Raw genomic sequence first — 18,390 nt, 5'->3', positions numbered from 1 at the left:
TTAGGAGTCCGTACAACATAAAAAGAGACCGTCACGGTCTCGGAAACTTTCTTGCGGATCAATGACAAGGCGACCATAGAAAGGTAACAAATTATAAAAAGCCGCAAATAACATAGCAATAATTTCTTCTTTCATTTTTTGAATAAGAACGATCCCAAAACGCGATTTAATGTATATACCCGGCCAAGGTTTTTTGTCAGCATTCATTTTTAAAATCATACTGTTATTTACGTTGCCTTCCTGCCAAACGGTGCCAGGCTTAAAATAACCCATGATAAAAGGAGGTCATGATGGCTTCGATTTACACGCTGACGCTCTCCCCTTCCCTCGACTCTGCGACCATGACGCCGCAAATCTATCCGGAAGGTAAGCTGCGCTGTAGCGCGCCGGTGTTTGAGCCGGGCGGCGGCGGCATTAACGTGGCGCGCGCAATTACCCATCTCGGCGGAAAAGCAACCGCCATCTTCCCCGCTGGCGGCGCCACGGGTGAGCATCTGGTTGCGCTGCTGGCAGATGAACAGGTTGCAGTAGATACCGTTGACGCCAGAGACTGGACCCGGCAAAACCTGCATGTTCATGTTGAATCCAGCGGCGAGCAATATCGTTTTGTGATGCCAGGGGCGAAGTTGAGCGATGATGAGTTTCGTCAACTGGAAGAGAAAGTGCTGACCATTGAAAGCGGCTCATTGCTGGTGATCAGCGGTAGCCTGCCGCCGGGCGTCAAAACAGAAAAGCTGACGGCACTGGTTCAGGCGGTGCTCCAGCGCGGCATCCGCTGCATTGTCGATAGCTCAGGCGATGCCCTGAAGGCGGCGTTAGAGCCCGGACAACTTGAACTTGTCAAACCTAACCAGAAAGAGCTCAGTGCACTTGTCAATCGCGAGCTCAACCAGCCTGATGACGTGCGTACTGCCGCAGAAGAGCTGGTACGCACGGGCAAAGCGCATCGCGTTGTAGTCTCTCTCGGTCCTCAGGGTGCGCTGGCCGTCGACAAGACGGGCTGCGTGCAGGTTGTTCCACCACCGATGAAAAGTCAGAGTACCGTGGGTGCCGGTGACAGTATGGTTGGCGCGATGGTGCTGAAGCTGGCGCAGGGCGCTTCGCTTCTGGAGATGGCACGCTATGGCGTCGCGGCAGGGAGCGCTGCCACCATCAATCAGGGAACCCGTCTGTGTTCGCTTGCGGATACCCAGAAAATTGTCGATTACCTGGCGAGAAGCTGAACGTGCTTCCCCTTCCCGTGGAGGGGGAAGTCGCCAAATATGGCTTATCGACTATGCTAAGAAAACTTTCAGGATAACAACGAGGTGAATTATGAGCAGTGGTGATATCACCCGCTACGTCGTAACCGTCAATATTCATGAAGCATCGCTGACCGAACTGAATGAACTCAACAACGCTTTCACGCGGGCGAATTTTCTGCTCACGCTGACGGACGATGAGGGCAATATTCACGATCTCGGCTCGCTGGCCTTTGGCCTGATAAGCCCGCTGAGTCAGGAGGAGGTGAAGGCGCTGGCCAGTAGCCTGGTGGAAAGCGTGACTGACAAAGCCACGGAAATTGATGTGGATAGCTGGGAAAACTGGCATAAAAAAGAACAATAAGTGCCCTGTACAAAATTAAACCGCTCAGTTGTGCGTTAGTTCCTGTTTTTTTATAGCCGTTTTGCGCTAACTTTATGATCTGGCAGACAACATGGGAGAGACATCATGTGGCAGGCTATCAGTCATCTTTTAAGTGAGCAACTGGGTGAAGGTGAAATTGAACTGCGTAACGAACTGCCAGGCGGAGAGATCCATGCCGCATGGCATTTACGTTACGCCGGGCGCGATCTCTTCGTGAAATGTGATGAGCGCGAATTGCTCCCCATTTTTACGGCCGAAGCCGATCAGCTTGAGTTGTTATCGCGCAGTAAAACAGTCAACGTTCCACAGGTTTTAGCCGTTGGCAGCGATCGTGACTACAGCTTTCTGGTGATGAACTATCTTCCGGCGCGCCCTCTGGATGCGCACAACGCCTTTATTCTCGGCCAACAGATCGCCCGTTTGCACCAGTGGAGCGATCAACCTCAGTTTGGGCTCGATTTCGATAACGACCTCTCTACCACCCCACAGCCAAACGCGTGGCAACGCCGCTGGTCGACTTTTTTCGCCGAGCAGCGCATAGGCTGGCAGCTGGAGCTGGCCGCTGAAAAGGGACTAGCGTTCGGCAACATCGACGCGATTGTTGAACACATTCAGCAGCGTCTGGCTTCGCATCAGCCTCAGGCTTCCCTTCTGCACGGTGATTTATGGTCGAACAACTGCGCGCTTGGGCCTGATGGTCCCTATATATTTGACCCGGCCTGCTACTGGGGCGACAGAGAATGTGACCTGGCGATGCTGCCGTTGCACCCTGAACAGCCGCCGCAAATTTATGATGGCTATCAGTCTGTCTCGCCGTTACCTGCGGGTTTCCTTGAACGTCAGCCGGTTTATCAGCTGTACACCTTGCTAAACCGGGCGATTTTGTTTGGCGGGAGTCATCTGGTGAATGCCCAGCGGGCGCTGGACCGTATCCTGGCGGCATAGCGGGAGGGGGCGGCAATACGCCCCCTTTTACATTACAGGAAGCCGAGCAGCGTAAAGAAGAAATACCCGGCCACAATGATAATAACCGGCAGGATATAGAGCGGGAAAAACTGCACAAAAATGGTATGACGCGGAACGACAATGCGCGATTCGATCTGCTCGCGGCTCATCCCGTCAGGGCCTTTCGCCTTCTCAAGTATCAGCTGATCCTCCACCCCTTCGCGTAAAAAGCGGGTCTGGCGACTCATGCGCGCGCCGGAGGCTTGCAACGCCATCGCGATAAAGATCAACGCATAGATTATCCAGAACCCGACATTCAGCTGGTGGTGAAAATCCGGGGTGGGCGAGTTGAACCAGAAGAAGTTCAGGAATGGGGTGTTAAACCGCATCATCTCAATCATGACGTGGGCAAAATCAAGCATGACGGCATTAATGCCCGGCTGTTTTTCGCTGTGATCGTACATAAATTTAAGTACGGAGATCAGCGTTGAAATCAGGGCGGGAATGAAAATAACCCAACCAGCAATACGTTTTAAGACTGCGATGCGTCCAGCTTGTTGATACGTCATTAGTTCCTCTTCATAAAGACGCGTTATTTGTGCCTAAGTCTACCTGCTGTCGGTCATTTTCGCCCGATCTTTGAATGCAATATGCTAAATTGCTTGTGCTTAGCACCGTTCGTCTTACCCCAAGATAAGGAGATGTTGTAATGTCGACACCGCGCCAGATACTTGCCGCTATTTTTGACATGGATGGATTGTTGATTGATTCCGAACCCCTGTGGGATCGGGCTGAACTGGACGTGATGGCCAGCCTCGGCGTCGATATCAGTCGTCGTAATGAGCTTCCCGATACTCTGGGGCTGCGCATCGATATGGTGGTTGACCTTTGGTATGCCCACCAGCCATGGGTTGGCCCGGATCGCGACGAAGTTACGGCGCGCATTATCAACCGTGCTATCTCCCTTGTAGAAGAGAATAAGCCTCTGTTACCGGGCGTACGCGACGCTATCGCCCTGTGCAAGGCGCAAGGGCTGAAAGTGGGGCTTGCCTCTGCCTCACCTCTGCATATGCTGGAAAAAATGCTGACGATGTTCGGGCTGCGCGACAGCTTCGACGCGCTGGCCTCGGCCGAAAAGCTTCCTTACAGCAAGCCACATCCGCAGGTGTATATGGACTGCGCCGCGAAACTGGGGCTGGATCCGCTTACCTGTGTGGCGCTGGAAGATTCGGTTAACGGCATGGTGGCGTCCAAAGCCGCACGTATGCGCTCCATCGTTGTGCCGGCTGAAGAAGGCCGACACGATCCCCGCTTTGCCCTCGCAGATGTCAGGCTGACGTCTCTTGAAGAATTGACTGCCCGCCATCTGCGCGGAGAGTAACGCTCTTTCAGGCAGCTTCGGCTGCCTGCATCACAAAATCAAAACAACGTTTTACTTTATTTGCTTTTCTCATTCCAGACTCCTATCCTTACGTGCAGAATGACAATAACCTGACTTCTGAGGCGCGTATGATACTGGATGCTTTTACTCTGGCAGGAAAAGTGGCGATGGTGACCGGGTGCGATACCGGTCTGGGGCAAGGCATGGCCATTGCCCTCGCCCAGGCAGGATGCGATATCGTGGGGGTAAACCGCAAGGTTCCTGACGAAACGGCAGCGCGCGTCACGGCGCTGGGACGGCGCTTTATCGCAATTCGCGCCGATCTCGGCAAGCATGAGAGTATTCAGAGCGTCGTGGATACCGCCATCACAGAGATGGGCCGCATCGATATTCTGGTTAACAATGCCGGCACCATTCGTCGGTGCGATGCGCTGGAATTTAGCGAGAAGGACTGGGACGAGGTCATCGATCTCAATCTGAAATCGGTCTTTTTCCTCTCTCAGGCAGTAGCGAAACAGTTTATCGTGCAGGGTCAGGGCGGCAAGATTATTAACATTGCCTCCATGCTCTCCTTCCAGGGCGGCATTCGGGTGCCGTCCTATACGGCTTCGAAAAGCGGCGTCCTCGGGCTCACCCGCCTGCTGGCAAACGAATGGGCGCCGCTAGGTATTAACGTGAACGCTATCGCGCCGGGTTATATGGCGACAAATAACACCCAACAACTTCGCGATGATGAGCAGCGCAGCCAGGCGATCCTCGACCGTATTCCGGCGGGCCGCTGGGGACTTCCGGAGGATTTACAGGGTCCGGTGGTGTTTCTGGCCTCGGCGGCGTCGGATTACGTTAACGGCCATACCCTTGCCGTAGACGGTGGCTGGCTGGCGCGCTAACCGCCGGTTTGTGACAAAGAGTTACACCGTCACCTCTTTCACACACTGTATAAAAACCCTATACTGTATGGATTGACAGTTTACCGGGTTTTATCATGACGGCGGAAGGCCACCTGCTTTTTTCACTTGCCTGTGCAGTGTTTGCTAAAAACGCTGAACTGACCCCTGTGCTGGCCCAGGGGGACTGGTGGCATATTGTCCCTTCTGCCGTGCTGACCTGCCTGCTGCCGGACATCGACCATCCAAAATCATTCCTTGGTCAGCGGCTGAAGTGGATTTCAAAACCCATCGCCAGAGCCTTTGGTCATCGCGGGTTTACCCACAGCCTACTGGCCGTATTTGGCCTGCTTACACTTTTCTATTTGAAGGTTCCCGAGAGTTGGATAGTCCCGGCGGATGCCATTCAGGGCATGGTGCTCGGCTACTTAAGCCATATCCTCGCCGATATGCTGACGCCAGCGGGCGTTCCGCTGCTCTGGCCCTGCCGCTGGCGTTTCCGCCTGCCAATCCTCGTGCCGCAAAAAGGCAACCAGCTGGAGCGCGTTCTGTGCATGGCGCTGTTTGCCTATGCCGTCTGGATGCCGCAGACATTGCCCGAAAATGGTGCAGTGCGCTGGTCATCGCAGATGATCAACTCGCTGCAATTTCAGTTCAATCGTTTTATTAATCACCAGATTGAACATTAAACCGACAATATAATCACTTTTGTCATAAACCATTCCATATGGATATAAGCGCTACATCACACTTCTGATAACCTTGCGCCAACAGGTTCGGTAAAAACCGACCGTAGAATAAATCAGGAGAACGGGGATGAATTTTCCACTCATCGCGAACATTGTTGTGTTCGTCGTATTGCTATTGCTTCTCGCCCAGGCTCGCCACAAACAGTGGAGCCTGGCGAAAAAGGTACTGGTTGGTCTGGTCATGGGCGTGGTGTTTGGCCTGGCCTTACACGCTATTTACGGCTCCGACAGCCCGGTACTGAAAGATTCCATTCAGTGGTTCAACATTGTCGGTAACGGCTATGTACAGCTGCTGCAAATGATCGTTATGCCGCTGGTATTCGCCTCAATTCTGAGCGCCGTAGCCCGCCTGCATAATGCTTCTCAACTGGGTAAAATCAGTTTCCTGACCATTGGCACCCTGCTCTTCACCACGCTGATTGCGGCGCTGGTGGGTGTGCTGGTTACCAATCTGTTTGGCCTGACTGCTGAAGGTCTGGTGCAGGGTAGCGCTGAAACCGCGCGTCTGACGGCGATTGAGACCAACTACGTGGGTAAAGTGGCCGATCTGACCGTTCCGCAAATGGTGCTCTCCTTCATTCCGAAAAACCCGTTTGCTGACCTGACCGGTGCAAGCCCAACCTCCATTATCAGCGTAGTGATCTTCGCTGCGTTCCTGGGCGTGGCTGCGCTGAAGCTGCTGAAGGACGATGCGCCGAAAGGCGAGCGGGTTCTGACTGCCATCGATACCCTGCAAAGCTGGGTAATGAAGCTGGTGCGTCTGGTCATGCAGCTGACGCCGTACGGTGTCCTGGCGCTGATGACCAAAGTCGTGGCAGGTTCTAACCTGCAAGACATCATCAAGCTTGGCAGCTTTGTGATTGCCTCGTACCTCGGTCTGGGCATCATGTTTGTTGTGCACGGCATCCTGCTGGCGGTGAACGGCGTTGGCCCGCTGAAATATTTCCGCAAAGTCTGGCCGGTGCTGACCTTCGCCTTCACCAGCCGTTCCAGCGCGGCATCGATTCCGCTGAACGTGGAAGCACAGACACGTCGTCTGGGCGTACCCGAGTCTATCGCCAGCTTCTCGGCCTCCTTTGGCGCCACCATCGGGCAGAACGGCTGTGCGGGTCTCTACCCGGCGATGCTGGCCGTGATGGTTGCCCCAACCGTGGGTATTAACCCGCTGGATCCGGTCTGGATTGCGACGCTGGTCGGTATCGTGACCATTAGCTCCGCCGGTGTTGCGGGCGTGGGCGGCGGCGCGACCTTCGCTGCGCTGATCGTTCTGCCTGCGCTGGGGCTGCCGGTAACGCTGGTTGCCCTGCTGATCTCTGTTGAACCACTGATCGATATGGGTCGTACCGCGTTGAACGTGAGTGGTTCAATGACCGCCGGTACCCTGACCAGCCAGTGGCTGAAGCAGACCGACAAAACGATTCTCGACAGTGAAGATGATGCCGAACTGGCACATCGTTAATCACTGCTGAAATAAAAAAACCGCCATCGGGCGGTTTTTTTATGGCTGTTATTCTTCAACCTCTTCATCCTGGCGGGTCTGCATTGCCCATCGCTGCGCCGATTCCGGCACCGTAAACGCAGGGGAGCGACGGAAGTGCTCGCCAATCAGCACGAAGGCAACGTATTTACCCCGCAGCATCCAGACATCGCGAAAACCATCCACCTTCAGGGCATGGTCTGGCGGCGCGGGCTCAACGCGGGGTACATAGCTAATAACCTGGCGGTTTTGTTGACGAAGAGGTTTCATAAGCGACGGGTTCACTAAAGCAAATTCTTAAAGCAGGAAATTTCTATCATAGCCGATTCTCCCCCCGCCCGTCGCGCCTGACGTATCGCTGATGGCTCCTTTCGCTAATCAATATCTGAAAACGCTTAGTTCGCCTGCTAATTCTTAACATTGTTCTATCCTTAATAGGGTTTTTAGGAATGAACAAAGGAGAAGCGTGCAATGTCGAACAATGATAAACCACATCAGTCACCCATTCATGGGACTGAAGAATCTCAACCGGGAATGGACTCACTTGCCCCAGCCGACGGCTCACACAAACCATCACCGGGTCCTTCCGCACCGGGTGAACAGCCTACCGCCCCGGGCAGCATGAAAGCCCCGGAAACGGAAAACGAAAAGCTGAAATCGCTCGATCCTCACCGCAAGGGCGGTGAAGGCCATGCGCTGACCACGAACCAGGGCGTTCGCATTGCCGATGATCAGAACTCCCTGCGCGCCGGAACGCGCGGCCCGACGCTGCTGGAAGATTTCATCCTGCGCGAAAAAATCACCCATTTCGACCATGAGCGTATCCCTGAGCGTATCGTCCACGCTCGCGGCTCCGCGGCGCACGGCTATTTCCAGCCCTACAAGAGCCTGAAGGAGATCACCAAAGCAGATTTCCTTTCCGATCCGAACAAAATCACACCGGTGTTTGTGCGTTTCTCTACCGTACAGGGCGGCGCGGGTTCGGCCGACACGGTGCGTGATATCCGCGGCTTCGCCACCAAATTCTATACCGAAGAGGGCATTTTCGACCTCGTCGGAAATAACACCCCGGTTTTCTTCATACAGGACGCGCATAAGTTCCCTGACTTTGTCCATGCGGTAAAACCAGAACCACACTGGGCCATACCGCAGGGACAAAGTGCGCATGACACATTCTGGGACTACGTCTCCCTGCAACCGGAAACCCTTCACAACGTGATGTGGGCGATGTCTGACCGGGGGATCCCACGCAGCTATCGCACTATGGAAGGCTTTGGTATTCATACCTTCCGTCTGATTAACGCTGAAGGTAAAGCGACGTTTGTGCGTTTCCACTGGAAACCGGTCGCGGGGAAAGCGTCGCTGGTGTGGGATGAAGCGCAGAAGCTGACCGGACGCGATCCGGACTTCCACCGTCGCGAACTGTGGGAATCCATTGAAGCCGGTGATTTCCCGGAATACGAGCTGGGGTTACAGCTGATCCCGGAAGAAGACGAGTTCAAATTCGACTTCGACCTGCTCGACCCGACCAAGCTTATTCCTGAAGAGTTGGTGCCGGTTCAGCTGGTGGGTAAAATGGTGCTTAACCGCAACCCGGATAACTTCTTCGCGGAAAATGAGCAGGCAGCGTTCCACCCGGGCCATATTGTGCCGGGGCTGGACTTCACCAACGATCCGCTGCTGCAGGGTCGTCTGTTCTCTTACACCGATACGCAGATCAGCCGTCTTGGTGGACCTAACTTCCATGAGCTCCCAATCAACCGTCCGACCTGTCCGTACCATAACTTCCAGCGTGACGGGATGCATCGCCAGGATATCGATACCAACCCGGCGAACTACGAGCCGAACTCCATTAACGATAACTGGCCGCGTGAAACCCCGCCGGGGCCAAAACGTGGCGGATTCGAGTCGTATCAGGAGCGCGTGGACGGAACAAAAATTCGCGAGCGCAGCCCGTCATTCGGCGAATATTACGCTCAGCCTCGCCTGTTCTGGAACAGCCAGACCCCGATCGAACAGCAGCACATTATCGGCGGCTTCAGCTTCGAGCTGAGCAAAGTGGTGCGTACCTACATTCGCGAGCGCGTGGTCGACCATCTGGCGCATATTGATATCCAGCTTGCTCAGGGCGTGGCGAATAATCTCGGCATTACGCTGACTGACGAGCAATGCCATGCTGCACCGCCTAAAGACGTGAACGGGCTGAAGAAGGATCCGTCCCTGAGCCTGTACGCGGTACCTGGCGGGTCGATCAAAGGCCGCGTAGTGGCTATCCTGCTGAACGATAAACCGCGCGCCAGCGACGTGCTGGGGATCATGAGGGCGCTCAAGACTCAGGGCGTACATGCCAAACTGCTTTACTCACGCATGGGTGAAGTGACGGCCGATGATGGCTCCGTCCTGCCGATTGCTGCGACCTTCGCCGGGGCACCGTCCCTGACGGTTGATGCGGTGATTATGCCGTGCGGCGACGTTGAGAGTTTGCTCGGTAACGGTGATGCCGCCTATTATCTGCTGGAAGCCTATAAGCACCTGAAGCCAATCGCCCTCGCAGGCGATGCGCGGAAGTTTAAATCGCTGCTGAAGGTACCGGATCAAGGGGAAGAAGGCATTGTCGAAGGTGATAACATTGACGATGCGTTTATGACCCGGCTGTTTGACCTGCTCGCCGCGCACCGCGTGTGGTCGCGCAGCAGCAAGATTGACCAGATACCGGCGTAAAAAAAACCGGGTGGCGCTACGCTTACCCGGCCTATATTTCGACTGATGTTGTAGGCCCGGTAAGGCGAAGCCGTCCCCGGGCTTTATTTTGCTCACAAATCCCTGAACGTCCCCAGACGATACCCACGCTCGGCAATCGCATACTTCAACGACGCCGACGTTAGCACGTCCAGTTCCGCCAGACGCGGCCAGCAGTAGGCGCTCTTACGTACGATGTTATCGACAAACGCCGGATGCGCCATTACCTCAAGCGAGCGCTCCCCTTTTGCGGCGGAGGCATCCAGCACCTTCAGGAACAGCGCTTCGTCGATATCGTCGCCATAAAATGCGCTGCTGAACCCCTCCGTTGACGTCACCGCAACGTCCGGCAGTCCGCGCACCTCCCGATCCACGCGCATCGCCACGCCTTTACGTTTGGCAAATTCTGCCACAAGCGGGAAAATCGCCGGGATCATATGCACATGATGATGACTGTCGATATGGGTGGGCTCGCGGCCAAACACATCCACAAAGCGGTTAAACTGGCAGTCCAGCTCGGGGGCAATCTCATCAAGCGGCAAAGCGTCCTGCTCCGCCATTTCCCAAATCCATTTACCCAGTTGCCCGTCGCGCGTCAGCCCCGGCATCGGTGAAAGGGGCAACCCAAGCGTCAGCACAAAGTGCATGCCCACGCCCAGTTCGGGCAGCTCACGGCTTAACTGCGCCGCATGTTCCACCGCCTCACCGTTGATGAGCGCTGTTGTAGAGGTCACGACGCCCCGGCGACAGGCTTCGATAATGCCGTAGTTCTGCCCTTTTGACAGGCCGAAATCATCGGCATTGACGATCAGCAGGTTTTCCATCGCGCCTCCTCTTAACGGTGTGTGAGTTTCAGTTTCTCAACCGTTGCAGCAAAGTTTGGCAGCCATTTCTCATGCGCCAGGATCATCTCACTCGCGAGTTTTTCAGCGTCACGGTCAGAATGCACCAGCGGGCTCAGGTTCAGCGCCAGCAGCACGTCATTCAGCTCGCCGCTCAGGGCCGCATTGCTCGCCGCCACTTCAAAGCCTTTGATGGTATGAATCAGGCCCATCACCTTATCGTCGAAGTGGGTAATGCGGGGATGCGGTTTTGCACCCTCGCGCCCAAGGATGCAGGTCATCTCCACGGCCCAGTCTGCCGGGATATTGTCGATGTGCCCATGATGCGGAACGTTCACATAGTGCTCGGCCTGCTTGTCATTGTAAATGGCGTTGATCACTTCACACGCGGCATCTGAATAGTATGCCCCACCGCGCTGCTCAAGCTCTTTCGGTTTGACGTTCAGGTTCGGATCTTTATACAAATCAAAAAGCTGCTTCTCTACTTTCTGTACAACCTGAGCGCGTGCGCCACCTTTGTAGTATTCGCCCATTTCAATCGCCAGCATCTCTTTCTGCTTGAAGTAGTAAAGCAGATACGAGCACGGCAGCAGATTCAGGGAGCGGATCAGCCCTTCGCTGAACGGCAGATCGAAGATGTTTTTCACCGAGGCCGCGGTCAGGCGACCAGAGGCAACGCCATCAAGCAGTTCCGCAAAGCGCGATTGCCCGTTCACAATCACATCTTTGATAAAGACCATGTGGTTCAGGCCGAACAGGTCAATGGACAATTCATCGTTATCGGTTAGCGCCAGCACATCGCGGATGAACATCTTCATGCCGATCGGAATATTGCAGACGCCGATAAAGCGTTTGAAACCGGTGTGACGATAGACTGCCTCGGTGACCATCCCGGCCGGGTTGGTAAAGTTAATCACCCACGCGTTCGGGCAGATCTCCTCCACGTCTTTAATGATGTCAAAAATGACCGGAATCGTACGCAGACCTTTAAACAGGCCACCTGCCCCGTTGGTTTCCTGGCCCAGATAACCGTGGCTCAGCGGAATACGCTCGTCCAGCTCACGCGCCTTCAGCTGGCCGACGCGCAGCTGGGTGGTCACGAAGTCAGCATCTTTCAGCGCCAGGCGGCGATCCAGCGTTTTATGCACGGTTAAAGGCACGCCCGCTTTTTCAACCATGCGTTTGCACAGTTCAAAAATAATATTTAGCTTCTCCTGACCTTCTTCAACATCCACCAGCCATAATTCGCTGACCGGTAATTCATGATAACGTTTCAGGAAACCTTCAAGTAATTCCGGGGTATAGCTGCTGCCGCCACCAATGGTTACGACTTTTAATTTCTTTTGCATAAACTCTCCCTTAGCTTATCAGGGTAATCGCCTGCAAGGTATAGCGTACTCTTCCCGCTATTTGGGCAAGCCATTACGTCAATATTCCTGGCGGATAAACCGCCGAAAGTTAATTAATTACCGTTAAATTTTTGCGGTAACTGTTCGGTGTGAATGAAGTCATTTTCTTAAAGGTTTTAATAAACAGGCTGGGGCTGCTGTAACCCGATTCGTAAGCGATATCGGTGACAGAGTAGTTAGTAATTTCCAGCTGTTTTTTGGCAAAATTGATGCGGATTTCATTAATAATTTGAACAGGCGTTTTACGGTAATAGCGCTGCGTGGCGCGCGTTAAATATTCCTGCGATTTACCCGACAGCGCCACCATGTTTTCCAGGGCGTTATCGCTGAACTGTCCTTTATCGTGCATCAGCTCCACGGTACTGCGCAGCCACTGAGGAATATCATCCACCACCTGCTGTTCTTCACGGTGATGGCGAAGACGGTTCATGACGTAGAACGTCACGGTTTCAATAAATTCATCAAATTCATTGTCGCGGAAATTCAGCGAGGCGATAACCGTTTCAATCCAGGTCATAAACTCATTTTTAACGCGATACACCTGTGACGCCACAAAGCAGAACGGAACCAGCGGCAGATAGTGCTTCTCGAAGAAACGCCTGCTCACCCCTACGTTAAGAATGCGCGTCGCACCAAACTCATAAAAGCTCTGGTGATAGGACCCCATCGGCAGGAAGACGAAATCGCCACGCTCAAGCAGGACGCGCTTACCGTTAATCTCCTGATAGTAGCGGCCGGTCAGAACAATCGTGAACTCGTAGTAGTCATGCTGGTGCAGACCGCTGGCGCTCTCCGTTTTGTTGTAAATCACCACGTGAAAATTCTTGCCATTAAACAGCTGCTGCTCATGTGCGGTTTTGATTTCCATCGTGCTGACCTCCTGGTGCCTGTTCAGACTTACTGCATCTTCTCGTGAAGCTCGATGAGCTCCGCTACCATCTCGCGCGCCAGCATGGAGGTCATCAGGTGATCCTGCGCATGTACCAGCACCAGACTCACTTTCATCTTTCCTTCGCCCTGGTCGCTTTCGATGAGTTTCGTCTGCACCAGATGCGCTTCGTTTAACGCCGTACGGGACTGCTCCATCATGGTTTTCGCGGCAACAAAATCGCCCTGCTTAGCCTGCTTAAGCGCCGCATACGCCAGGCTTCGCGCCTGCCCTGAATTGATGATGAGCCCCATCACCACCTCTTCCAGATCGTTCACTGCGGTTTCTTCGGCAACGATACTCTCTAAATCTAACATCTTTAAGCTCCTTTACGCTGGCGCGGGTTGCCCCGCGCCGTGCAATTTTAGAATTTCAGTGCGAGGGCGATATCCTCCTCGCTCTCTTCTTCATCGATAACCGTTGCAGCCTTGTTCGCAATCGCCACGAACGGCATGTAGAGCAGGGTTGCAATCCCGAGGTTGAATATCGCCAGCAGGAAGGCGGCCACGCTACCGTTGGTGTTGAAGAACGCGCCCAGACCAGCTGGCATCGTCCACGGCGCAATGTTGGTCACCGGCGGGATAATGCCCAGGTAATACGCCGTCAGCGTAATCGCGGCCAGCAGCGGCTGAACCAGGATGAATGGAATGAACATCACCGGGTTCATGATAATTGGCAGACCAAACAGGATCGGCTCGTTAATCTGGAAGATGCCTGACGGCAGGGCCAGCTTCGCAACCTGACGATGGTCGGCGCGGCGAGAGACAATAAAGACCGCGATGATCAGACCCAGCGTCGCCCCGGTGCCGCCCAGGAAGATATAGGAGTCAAGCATCGGCTTCGCCCACACATGGAAGGTTTTACCGGCCGCCAGCGCCGCATCGACGGAGCCGTACTGCTGGTAAAGCGCGACGTTTTCCAGTGCCCACGGGGTCATAATACCGCTGTCCAGCGCCGCCAGTGCCAGTGAACCATGCACGCCGAAGAACCACAGCAGGGAGGTAAAGATGACATACGCCCAACCGACCACGCTACCCATCGACGCCAGCGGCGTTGAGATAGAGTCCATAATGATCTGGTGGAAGTTAGTCCCCCAGTGAGAGAGCGCCCAGGCAATAATCCCCATGATGGAGAGAATAATGAAGCCCGGTATCAACGCGGAAAATGAACGTGAAACGGAGGCCGGAACGCTATCCGGCAAGCGGATAACCCAGTTGCGGCGAATAATAAAGGTGAACATTTCGGCCACCACCAGTCCGATAATAATACCGGAAATGATGTTTGCTCCACCCAGCCAGTTGGCGCCCACGGCGTAAGCGTCGCCCACGCTGTACGGCGTGACGGTCATAAACGCGGCAATGGACAGTAAGCCCGCCGCCAGCGGATCCACTTTACGCTCTTCCGCCAGCGCCATTCCAATAAAGAAAGGCGCCATTAGCGACATAATACCCAACGTACCGTTGTATACGTTGCCGCCAATGGCTTTTAAACCATTAAGGGTTTCAATAGTGGAAGCATCTAACCTAATTCCTAATGAATAAAAAAAGGAACCTTCTCCAAAGCTGAGAAAAACGTTGTTAATTAAAACGAACATTGCCCCGGCTAATGTCAACGGCATTAATTTAATAAAGCCGTTCTTAATGGCATTAACGTGAGGCTGCTTTCCTATTTTAACAGCAAAAGGAAGGAGTACCTTTTCAAGTGAAGCGATGACTTTACTCATAGGAAAATACCCTTAAATGCCGCAACGACCGTTACGGCGTATTGTGTGTGAAATAACTCTTTGACGGGAAAAATAAAAAATTAATTAGCAGCTTTTTTAATCGCCGCAACAGCAGCTTTTAATACACCTAAACCATCAATCTTGCCGTATAAAATGGAATCGATCACTTCGACCGGCTTATTAGGGAGCAAACGTTGAATTTCTGGCAGCATATAAGCGATTTGCGGCCCGAGTAAAATTACATCTGCTGTCTGACCCTTTTCGCCCGCCAGCGTTTCCGGAAACGCCTCAATCACCACAGGGACTTCATATTTTTCGGCCTGCGCGCGCATTTTTGAAACCAGCAGCGAAGTGGACATGCCCGCAGAGCAGAACAAGTAGATATGTTTCTTTTCCATGATAATTTCCCTCTTATTGGTCTGACCGCCGTCGCGCTATCACTCGACTCGCTATCCTGGCTGACGGGCAGTGTGCTGAACATTGTTTGTCGTTGAAGTGAGTATACGCAATGGTACAGGGAGGGGATAATTCTGGATAGACTCAAATTGTCTCTCATTGACCTGGCTTGTTGACTACCTTCACATTTCAGGCAAATATTTCGCGCTAAGAAATAAGATTTACGTATGCATAAAAAAACCGGCCATCAGGCCGGTTTGTTAACACTTTCAGGCAAGCGCGGTTACTGCGCCTTAGGTGCCTGTGGATCGGTGTCGTATTCAGCGCAGGTCTGGTAACCCGAATTGATCACGTGACCGGTATCATCCAGGGCGACAAAGTAGGTTTCTGCCTTACCATTACGTTGACCCAGAATATAGGTCTGGCAGGTGCCACGCGCGTGGATCATAGTGACTTCTGAAGAAGGTTTACCGGCAATGGCTGCAACCTGTGAACGCGTCATGCCTTTTTTGACGTCTTTTACCACTGGCTGTGTGAACTGATCTGTGGTGCGATCGTAAGCTGTACACCCAGCCAGCATAGTCAGTACCGCCGCTGCGCTTAAAATTCCTGCTACGTTCTTGTTCATATTCCGTCCTCTTGTTTATCAGCGTGTTAACTAAGCATGGGATAAAAATTACTATTGTTCAACTTTGCGAGTTACGCCAGACGAATTTCGGAAAATTCTAATAAAACAACGATAAGCTGCTAAATCGCTGTAAAACAGTACACTCAAAACTGTGATCCTTGTCGTTTCCCCGACAAAGGGTTAGTTTTAACAGATCACACTTTCTGTTTGGTTCTGCATAGGGAGGGCGTAATGGCTCTGCAACAAGAAATTATTCAGGCGCTGGGCGCGAAACCTGCGATTAATGCCAATGAAGAGATCCGTCGTAGCGTTGATTTTTTGAAAGCTTACCTGTCCGCACACCCTTTCCTGAAGACGCTGGTACTGGGTATCAGCGGCGGTCAGGACTCCACTCTGGCCGGTAAACTTAGCCAGATGGCCATCACCGAGCTGCGTGACGAGACCGGTGACACCGCACTGCAATTTATTGCCGTACGTCTGCCGTATGGCGTGCAGGCCGACGAGCAGGACTGTCAGGATGCGATCGCCTTTATTCAGCCGGACCGTGTTCTTACCGTAAACATCAAAGGTTCGGTACTGGCAAGCGAGCAGGCCTTGCGTGAAGCCGGTATTGAACTGAGCGATTTTGTTCGTGGCAACGAGAAAGCCCGTGAGCGCATGAAAGCGCAGTACAGTATCGCAGGGATGACCAAAGGGGTCGTCGTCGGCACCGACCACGCCGCGGAAGCCATCACCGGTTTCTTCACCAAATACGGCGATGGCGGCACGGACATCAACCCCCTCTTCCGCCTGAACAAGCGTCAGGGTAAGCAACTGCTGGCGGCGTTGGGCTGCCCGGAGCACCTGTATAAGAAGGCGCCAACGGCAGACCTGGAAGACGATCGCCCTTCCCTGCCGGATGAAGCCGCGCTGGGTGTGACCTATGACAACATCGATGATTATCTGGAAGGCAAAACGCTCGACGAAGGTACCGCAAAAATTATTGAAGGCTGGTATCTGAAAACCGAGCACAAACGCCGTCCACCCATTACGGTGTTTGATGATTTCTGGAAAAAGTAAAAGCAAAACGGTAACTCAGTTTTGCAGGCCGGGTAAGGCGTAGCCGCCACCCGGCTCTTTTTTAACCACCAAACACCTGCTACACTGTATGCCTGAACAGTATATGGAGCAGTATGTGAGCAGGCGTCAATCCGCCCCGCGTCTTGAGTTTGAAGCGGCGGCTATCTACGAATATCCCGAGCATCTTCGCCCCTGGCTTGAGGCGCTGCCTAAACAGCCTGGCGTCTATTTCTTCCACGGCGACAGCGACACCATGCCGCTCTATATCGGCAAAAGCGTAAATATCCGCAGTCGGGTGATGTCGCACCTGCGTACGCCGGACGAAGCGTCGATGCTCAGACAGTCCCGGCGGATCACCTGGATCGAGACGGCAGGTGAACTGGGCGCGCTTCTGCTCGAAGCCCGGCTCATCAAGGAACAGCAGCCGCTGTTTAACAAACGCCTGCGCCGCAACCGCCAGCTGTGTTCCTTGCAGGTTAACGCGGGAAAACCGCAGGTCGTTTATGCCCGGGAAGTGGATTTTTCGCATGAACCGAATCTTTACGGTCTGTTTGCCAACAAACGTGCCGCACTGCAAACTCTGCAATCCCTTGCTGATGAATTACAGCTTTGTTACGGCCTGTTAGGACTGGAAGCGACTACCCGCGGTCGCGCCTGTTTCCGCTCCGCGTTGAAACGCTGCGCCGGGGCGTGCTGTGGAAAAGAGAGCGTTGAAGAACATCATGCCCGGTTTATGGCTGGCCTGGCCTCAATCAGCGTCAACTGCTGGCCGTGGGAAGGCGCGGTGGCGTTGAAAGAGACCCGCGATGCGATGACGCACTATCACGTCATCCGCAACTGGCTCTGGCTTGGCGCGGTCGAAAGTCTGGATGACGCTGCCGCCCTGCTGCGCACACCTGCCGGGTTCGATCAGGATGGCTACAAAATTCTCTGTAAGCCGCTGTTAACCGGTAAATATGAGATAGTCATGCTCAATGACCCGGCAGCCAGGTAATTTCACTGAACAGCAGCGACCCCTTCGTTTCCAGTAGACGGAGGGTATGGCTGCCCTCTTGCCAGCTGGCGCCCTGATCGGCGGTCAGTAATTTATCGCCCAGTTGCCAGGCGCCGCTTAACACGAAGGCCACGCCACCGCGTGATGCGAAGGTAGTGAACGTCCGGGTAGCAACGCGCACTTTTGCCTGGCAGTGCTCCCGTCGGGTCATGACATTGAAATCCATCGACATCTGCCCCTCCGTGAGCACGGCTTTCACCGTCAAATCGCCCGCAAAGCCGTAAGGCTGATGGTGTTTCAGGGTATGGCAAAACGCCCTCCCCGCATCCAGCGTCACCTCGCCGCCTTCCAGCAGCGTAATCACCCGGTCAACGCCCGGAAACGCGGAGAATTCGCCGTTACTGGCGATGGAGGCGATGCTGGCCCGCCAGGAAAAATCCCGCGTCGCGGGAGGGAAACAGCAAATCTCACGCGTCTCGCCCGCGCCGTTACGCCAGAGACTGACGGGTATTTTACGGATATCAAAGAATTCCATGACCACTCCTGAAGGACGCACCGTGCGCCAGGGCATTTTCACAGACGTATTATCGGCAACGGTAAGGCCAGA

21 protein-coding genes are annotated in these 18,390 nt (G+C 53.9%); 10 read left to right on the top strand and 11 right to left on the bottom strand.

Annotated elements, in window-relative coordinates; all coding sequences use genetic code 11:
* Positions 1 to 273, bottom strand: coding sequence for a hypothetical protein (locus tag L2Y28_RS08665; RefSeq protein ID WP_022647832.1), 273 nt, complete (start codon positions 271 to 273; stop codon positions 1 to 3).
* A gap of 17 nt (positions 274 to 290) precedes the next feature.
* On the opposite strand from L2Y28_RS08665, the gene pfkB reads away from it, so the two are divergent.
* The 3 genes from pfkB to L2Y28_RS08650 all read left to right on the top strand — a co-directional run bounded on the left by pfkB (position 291) and on the right by L2Y28_RS08650 (position 2,571).
* Positions 291 to 1,223, top strand: coding sequence for a 6-phosphofructokinase II (gene pfkB / locus L2Y28_RS08660; protein WP_022647831.1), 933 nt, complete (start codon positions 291 to 293; stop codon positions 1,221 to 1,223).
* Between the two features lie 91 nt (positions 1,224 to 1,314).
* Positions 1,315 to 1,605, top strand: coding sequence for a type V toxin-antitoxin system endoribonuclease antitoxin GhoS (ghoS, locus tag L2Y28_RS08655; protein ID WP_003857822.1), 291 nt, complete (start codon positions 1,315 to 1,317; stop codon positions 1,603 to 1,605).
* Positions 1,606 to 1,710: 105 nt separating this feature from the next.
* A complete protein-coding gene (locus L2Y28_RS08650; RefSeq protein ID WP_022647830.1) occupies positions 1,711 to 2,571 on the top strand; it encodes a fructosamine kinase family protein in 861 nt (286 codons plus the stop codon).
* Between the two features lie 32 nt (positions 2,572 to 2,603).
* Here the strand turns inward: L2Y28_RS08650 and L2Y28_RS08645 are convergent, their stop codons facing one another.
* Positions 2,604 to 3,140 (bottom strand): YniB family protein, encoded by a 537-nt coding sequence (locus L2Y28_RS08645; protein WP_022647829.1) that lies wholly within the window; start codon positions 3,138 to 3,140, stop codon positions 2,604 to 2,606.
* A gap of 140 nt (positions 3,141 to 3,280) precedes the next feature.
* Between L2Y28_RS08645 and hxpB the strand changes: the two genes are divergently transcribed.
* The 4 genes from hxpB (at position 3,281) to tcyP (ending at position 7,047) form a co-directional block, all read left to right on the top strand.
* A complete protein-coding gene (gene hxpB / locus L2Y28_RS08640) occupies positions 3,281 to 3,952 on the top strand; it encodes a hexitol phosphatase HxpB (protein ID WP_058655645.1) in 672 nt (223 codons plus the stop codon).
* Positions 3,953 to 4,080: 128 nt separating this feature from the next.
* A complete protein-coding gene (gene kduD / locus L2Y28_RS08635) occupies positions 4,081 to 4,842 on the top strand; it encodes a 2-dehydro-3-deoxy-D-gluconate 5-dehydrogenase KduD (RefSeq protein WP_022647827.1) in 762 nt (253 codons plus the stop codon).
* Positions 4,843 to 4,937: 95 nt separating this feature from the next.
* The gene (locus L2Y28_RS08630; RefSeq protein WP_015570742.1) at positions 4,938 to 5,528 is read left to right on the top strand and encodes a metal-dependent hydrolase; all 591 of its coding nucleotides are present in this window, start codon (positions 4,938 to 4,940) and stop codon (positions 5,526 to 5,528) included.
* A 127-nt stretch (positions 5,529 to 5,655) separates the two neighbouring features.
* Positions 5,656 to 7,047 (top strand): cystine/sulfocysteine:cation symporter, encoded by a 1,392-nt coding sequence (gene tcyP / locus L2Y28_RS08625; RefSeq protein ID WP_022647826.1) that lies wholly within the window; start codon positions 5,656 to 5,658, stop codon positions 7,045 to 7,047.
* Between the two features lie 48 nt (positions 7,048 to 7,095).
* On the opposite strand, the gene cedA is transcribed toward tcyP, so the two are convergent.
* On the bottom strand, positions 7,096 to 7,335 hold the full coding sequence (gene cedA, locus L2Y28_RS08620) for a cell division activator CedA (protein WP_022647825.1): 240 nt from the start codon (positions 7,333 to 7,335) through the stop codon (positions 7,096 to 7,098).
* 201 nt (positions 7,336 to 7,536) lie between these two features.
* Here cedA and katE point away from each other — a divergent pair, with 201 nt between their 5' ends.
* Entirely contained in the window at positions 7,537 to 9,786 is a 2,250-nt protein-coding gene (gene katE, locus L2Y28_RS08615; protein ID WP_022647824.1) for a catalase HPII, read from the top strand.
* A 92-nt stretch (positions 9,787 to 9,878) separates the two neighbouring features.
* Here katE and chbG read toward each other — a convergent pair whose 3' ends face one another.
* The 7 genes from chbG to osmE all read right to left on the bottom strand — a co-directional run bounded on the left by chbG (position 9,879) and on the right by osmE (position 15,730).
* Positions 9,879 to 10,628: a chitin disaccharide deacetylase gene (chbG, locus tag L2Y28_RS08610; protein WP_022647823.1), complete on the bottom strand. Its 750-nt coding sequence runs from the start codon at positions 10,626 to 10,628 to the stop codon at positions 9,879 to 9,881.
* Positions 10,629 to 10,639: 11 nt separating this feature from the next.
* Positions 10,640 to 11,995 (bottom strand): 6-phospho-beta-glucosidase, encoded by a 1,356-nt coding sequence (locus tag L2Y28_RS08605; protein ID WP_022647822.1) that lies wholly within the window; start codon positions 11,993 to 11,995, stop codon positions 10,640 to 10,642.
* Between the two features lie 109 nt (positions 11,996 to 12,104).
* Complete coding sequence (gene chbR / locus L2Y28_RS08600; protein WP_022647821.1) at positions 12,105 to 12,923, bottom strand: transcriptional regulator ChbR; 819 nt, start codon at positions 12,921 to 12,923, stop codon at positions 12,105 to 12,107.
* Between the two features lie 29 nt (positions 12,924 to 12,952).
* On the bottom strand, positions 12,953 to 13,300 hold the full coding sequence (chbA, locus tag L2Y28_RS08595; protein ID WP_022647820.1) for a PTS N,N'-diacetylchitobiose transporter subunit IIA: 348 nt from the start codon (positions 13,298 to 13,300) through the stop codon (positions 12,953 to 12,955).
* Between the two features lie 47 nt (positions 13,301 to 13,347).
* Complete coding sequence (gene chbC, locus L2Y28_RS08590; RefSeq protein WP_017384664.1) at positions 13,348 to 14,706, bottom strand: PTS N,N'-diacetylchitobiose transporter subunit IIC; 1,359 nt, start codon at positions 14,704 to 14,706, stop codon at positions 13,348 to 13,350.
* 80 nt (positions 14,707 to 14,786) lie between these two features.
* Entirely contained in the window at positions 14,787 to 15,104 is a 318-nt protein-coding gene (gene chbB, locus L2Y28_RS08585) for a PTS N,N'-diacetylchitobiose transporter subunit IIB (protein ID WP_022647819.1), read from the bottom strand.
* Between the two features lie 281 nt (positions 15,105 to 15,385).
* Positions 15,386 to 15,730 (bottom strand): osmotically-inducible lipoprotein OsmE, encoded by a 345-nt coding sequence (gene osmE, locus L2Y28_RS08580; RefSeq protein ID WP_022647818.1) that lies wholly within the window; start codon positions 15,728 to 15,730, stop codon positions 15,386 to 15,388.
* Positions 15,731 to 15,961: 231 nt separating this feature from the next.
* On the opposite strand from osmE, the gene nadE reads away from it, so the two are divergent.
* Entirely contained in the window at positions 15,962 to 16,789 is an 828-nt protein-coding gene (gene nadE, locus L2Y28_RS08575) for an ammonia-dependent NAD(+) synthetase (RefSeq protein ID WP_022647817.1), read from the top strand.
* Positions 16,790 to 16,904: 115 nt separating this feature from the next.
* Positions 16,905 to 17,783: an excinuclease Cho gene (gene cho, locus L2Y28_RS08570; protein ID WP_032624399.1), complete on the top strand. Its 879-nt coding sequence runs from the start codon at positions 16,905 to 16,907 to the stop codon at positions 17,781 to 17,783.
* Here the strand turns inward: cho and ves are convergent.
* A complete protein-coding gene (gene ves / locus L2Y28_RS08565; RefSeq protein WP_022647815.1) occupies positions 17,761 to 18,318 on the bottom strand; it encodes an environmental stress-induced protein Ves in 558 nt (185 codons plus the stop codon). The two genes, cho and ves, sit on opposite strands and share 23 nt — an antisense overlap.
* Positions 18,319 to 18,390 lie beyond the last annotated feature (72 nt).

The organism is Enterobacter sp. JH25 (assembly GCF_021725435.1).
In the GTDB taxonomy this organism is placed as follows: domain Bacteria; phylum Pseudomonadota; class Gammaproteobacteria; order Enterobacterales; family Enterobacteriaceae; genus Enterobacter; species Enterobacter intestinihominis.
The sequence above is the reverse complement of the archived record's forward strand: the minus strand, read 5'-3'. Positions and strand labels throughout refer to the sequence as shown.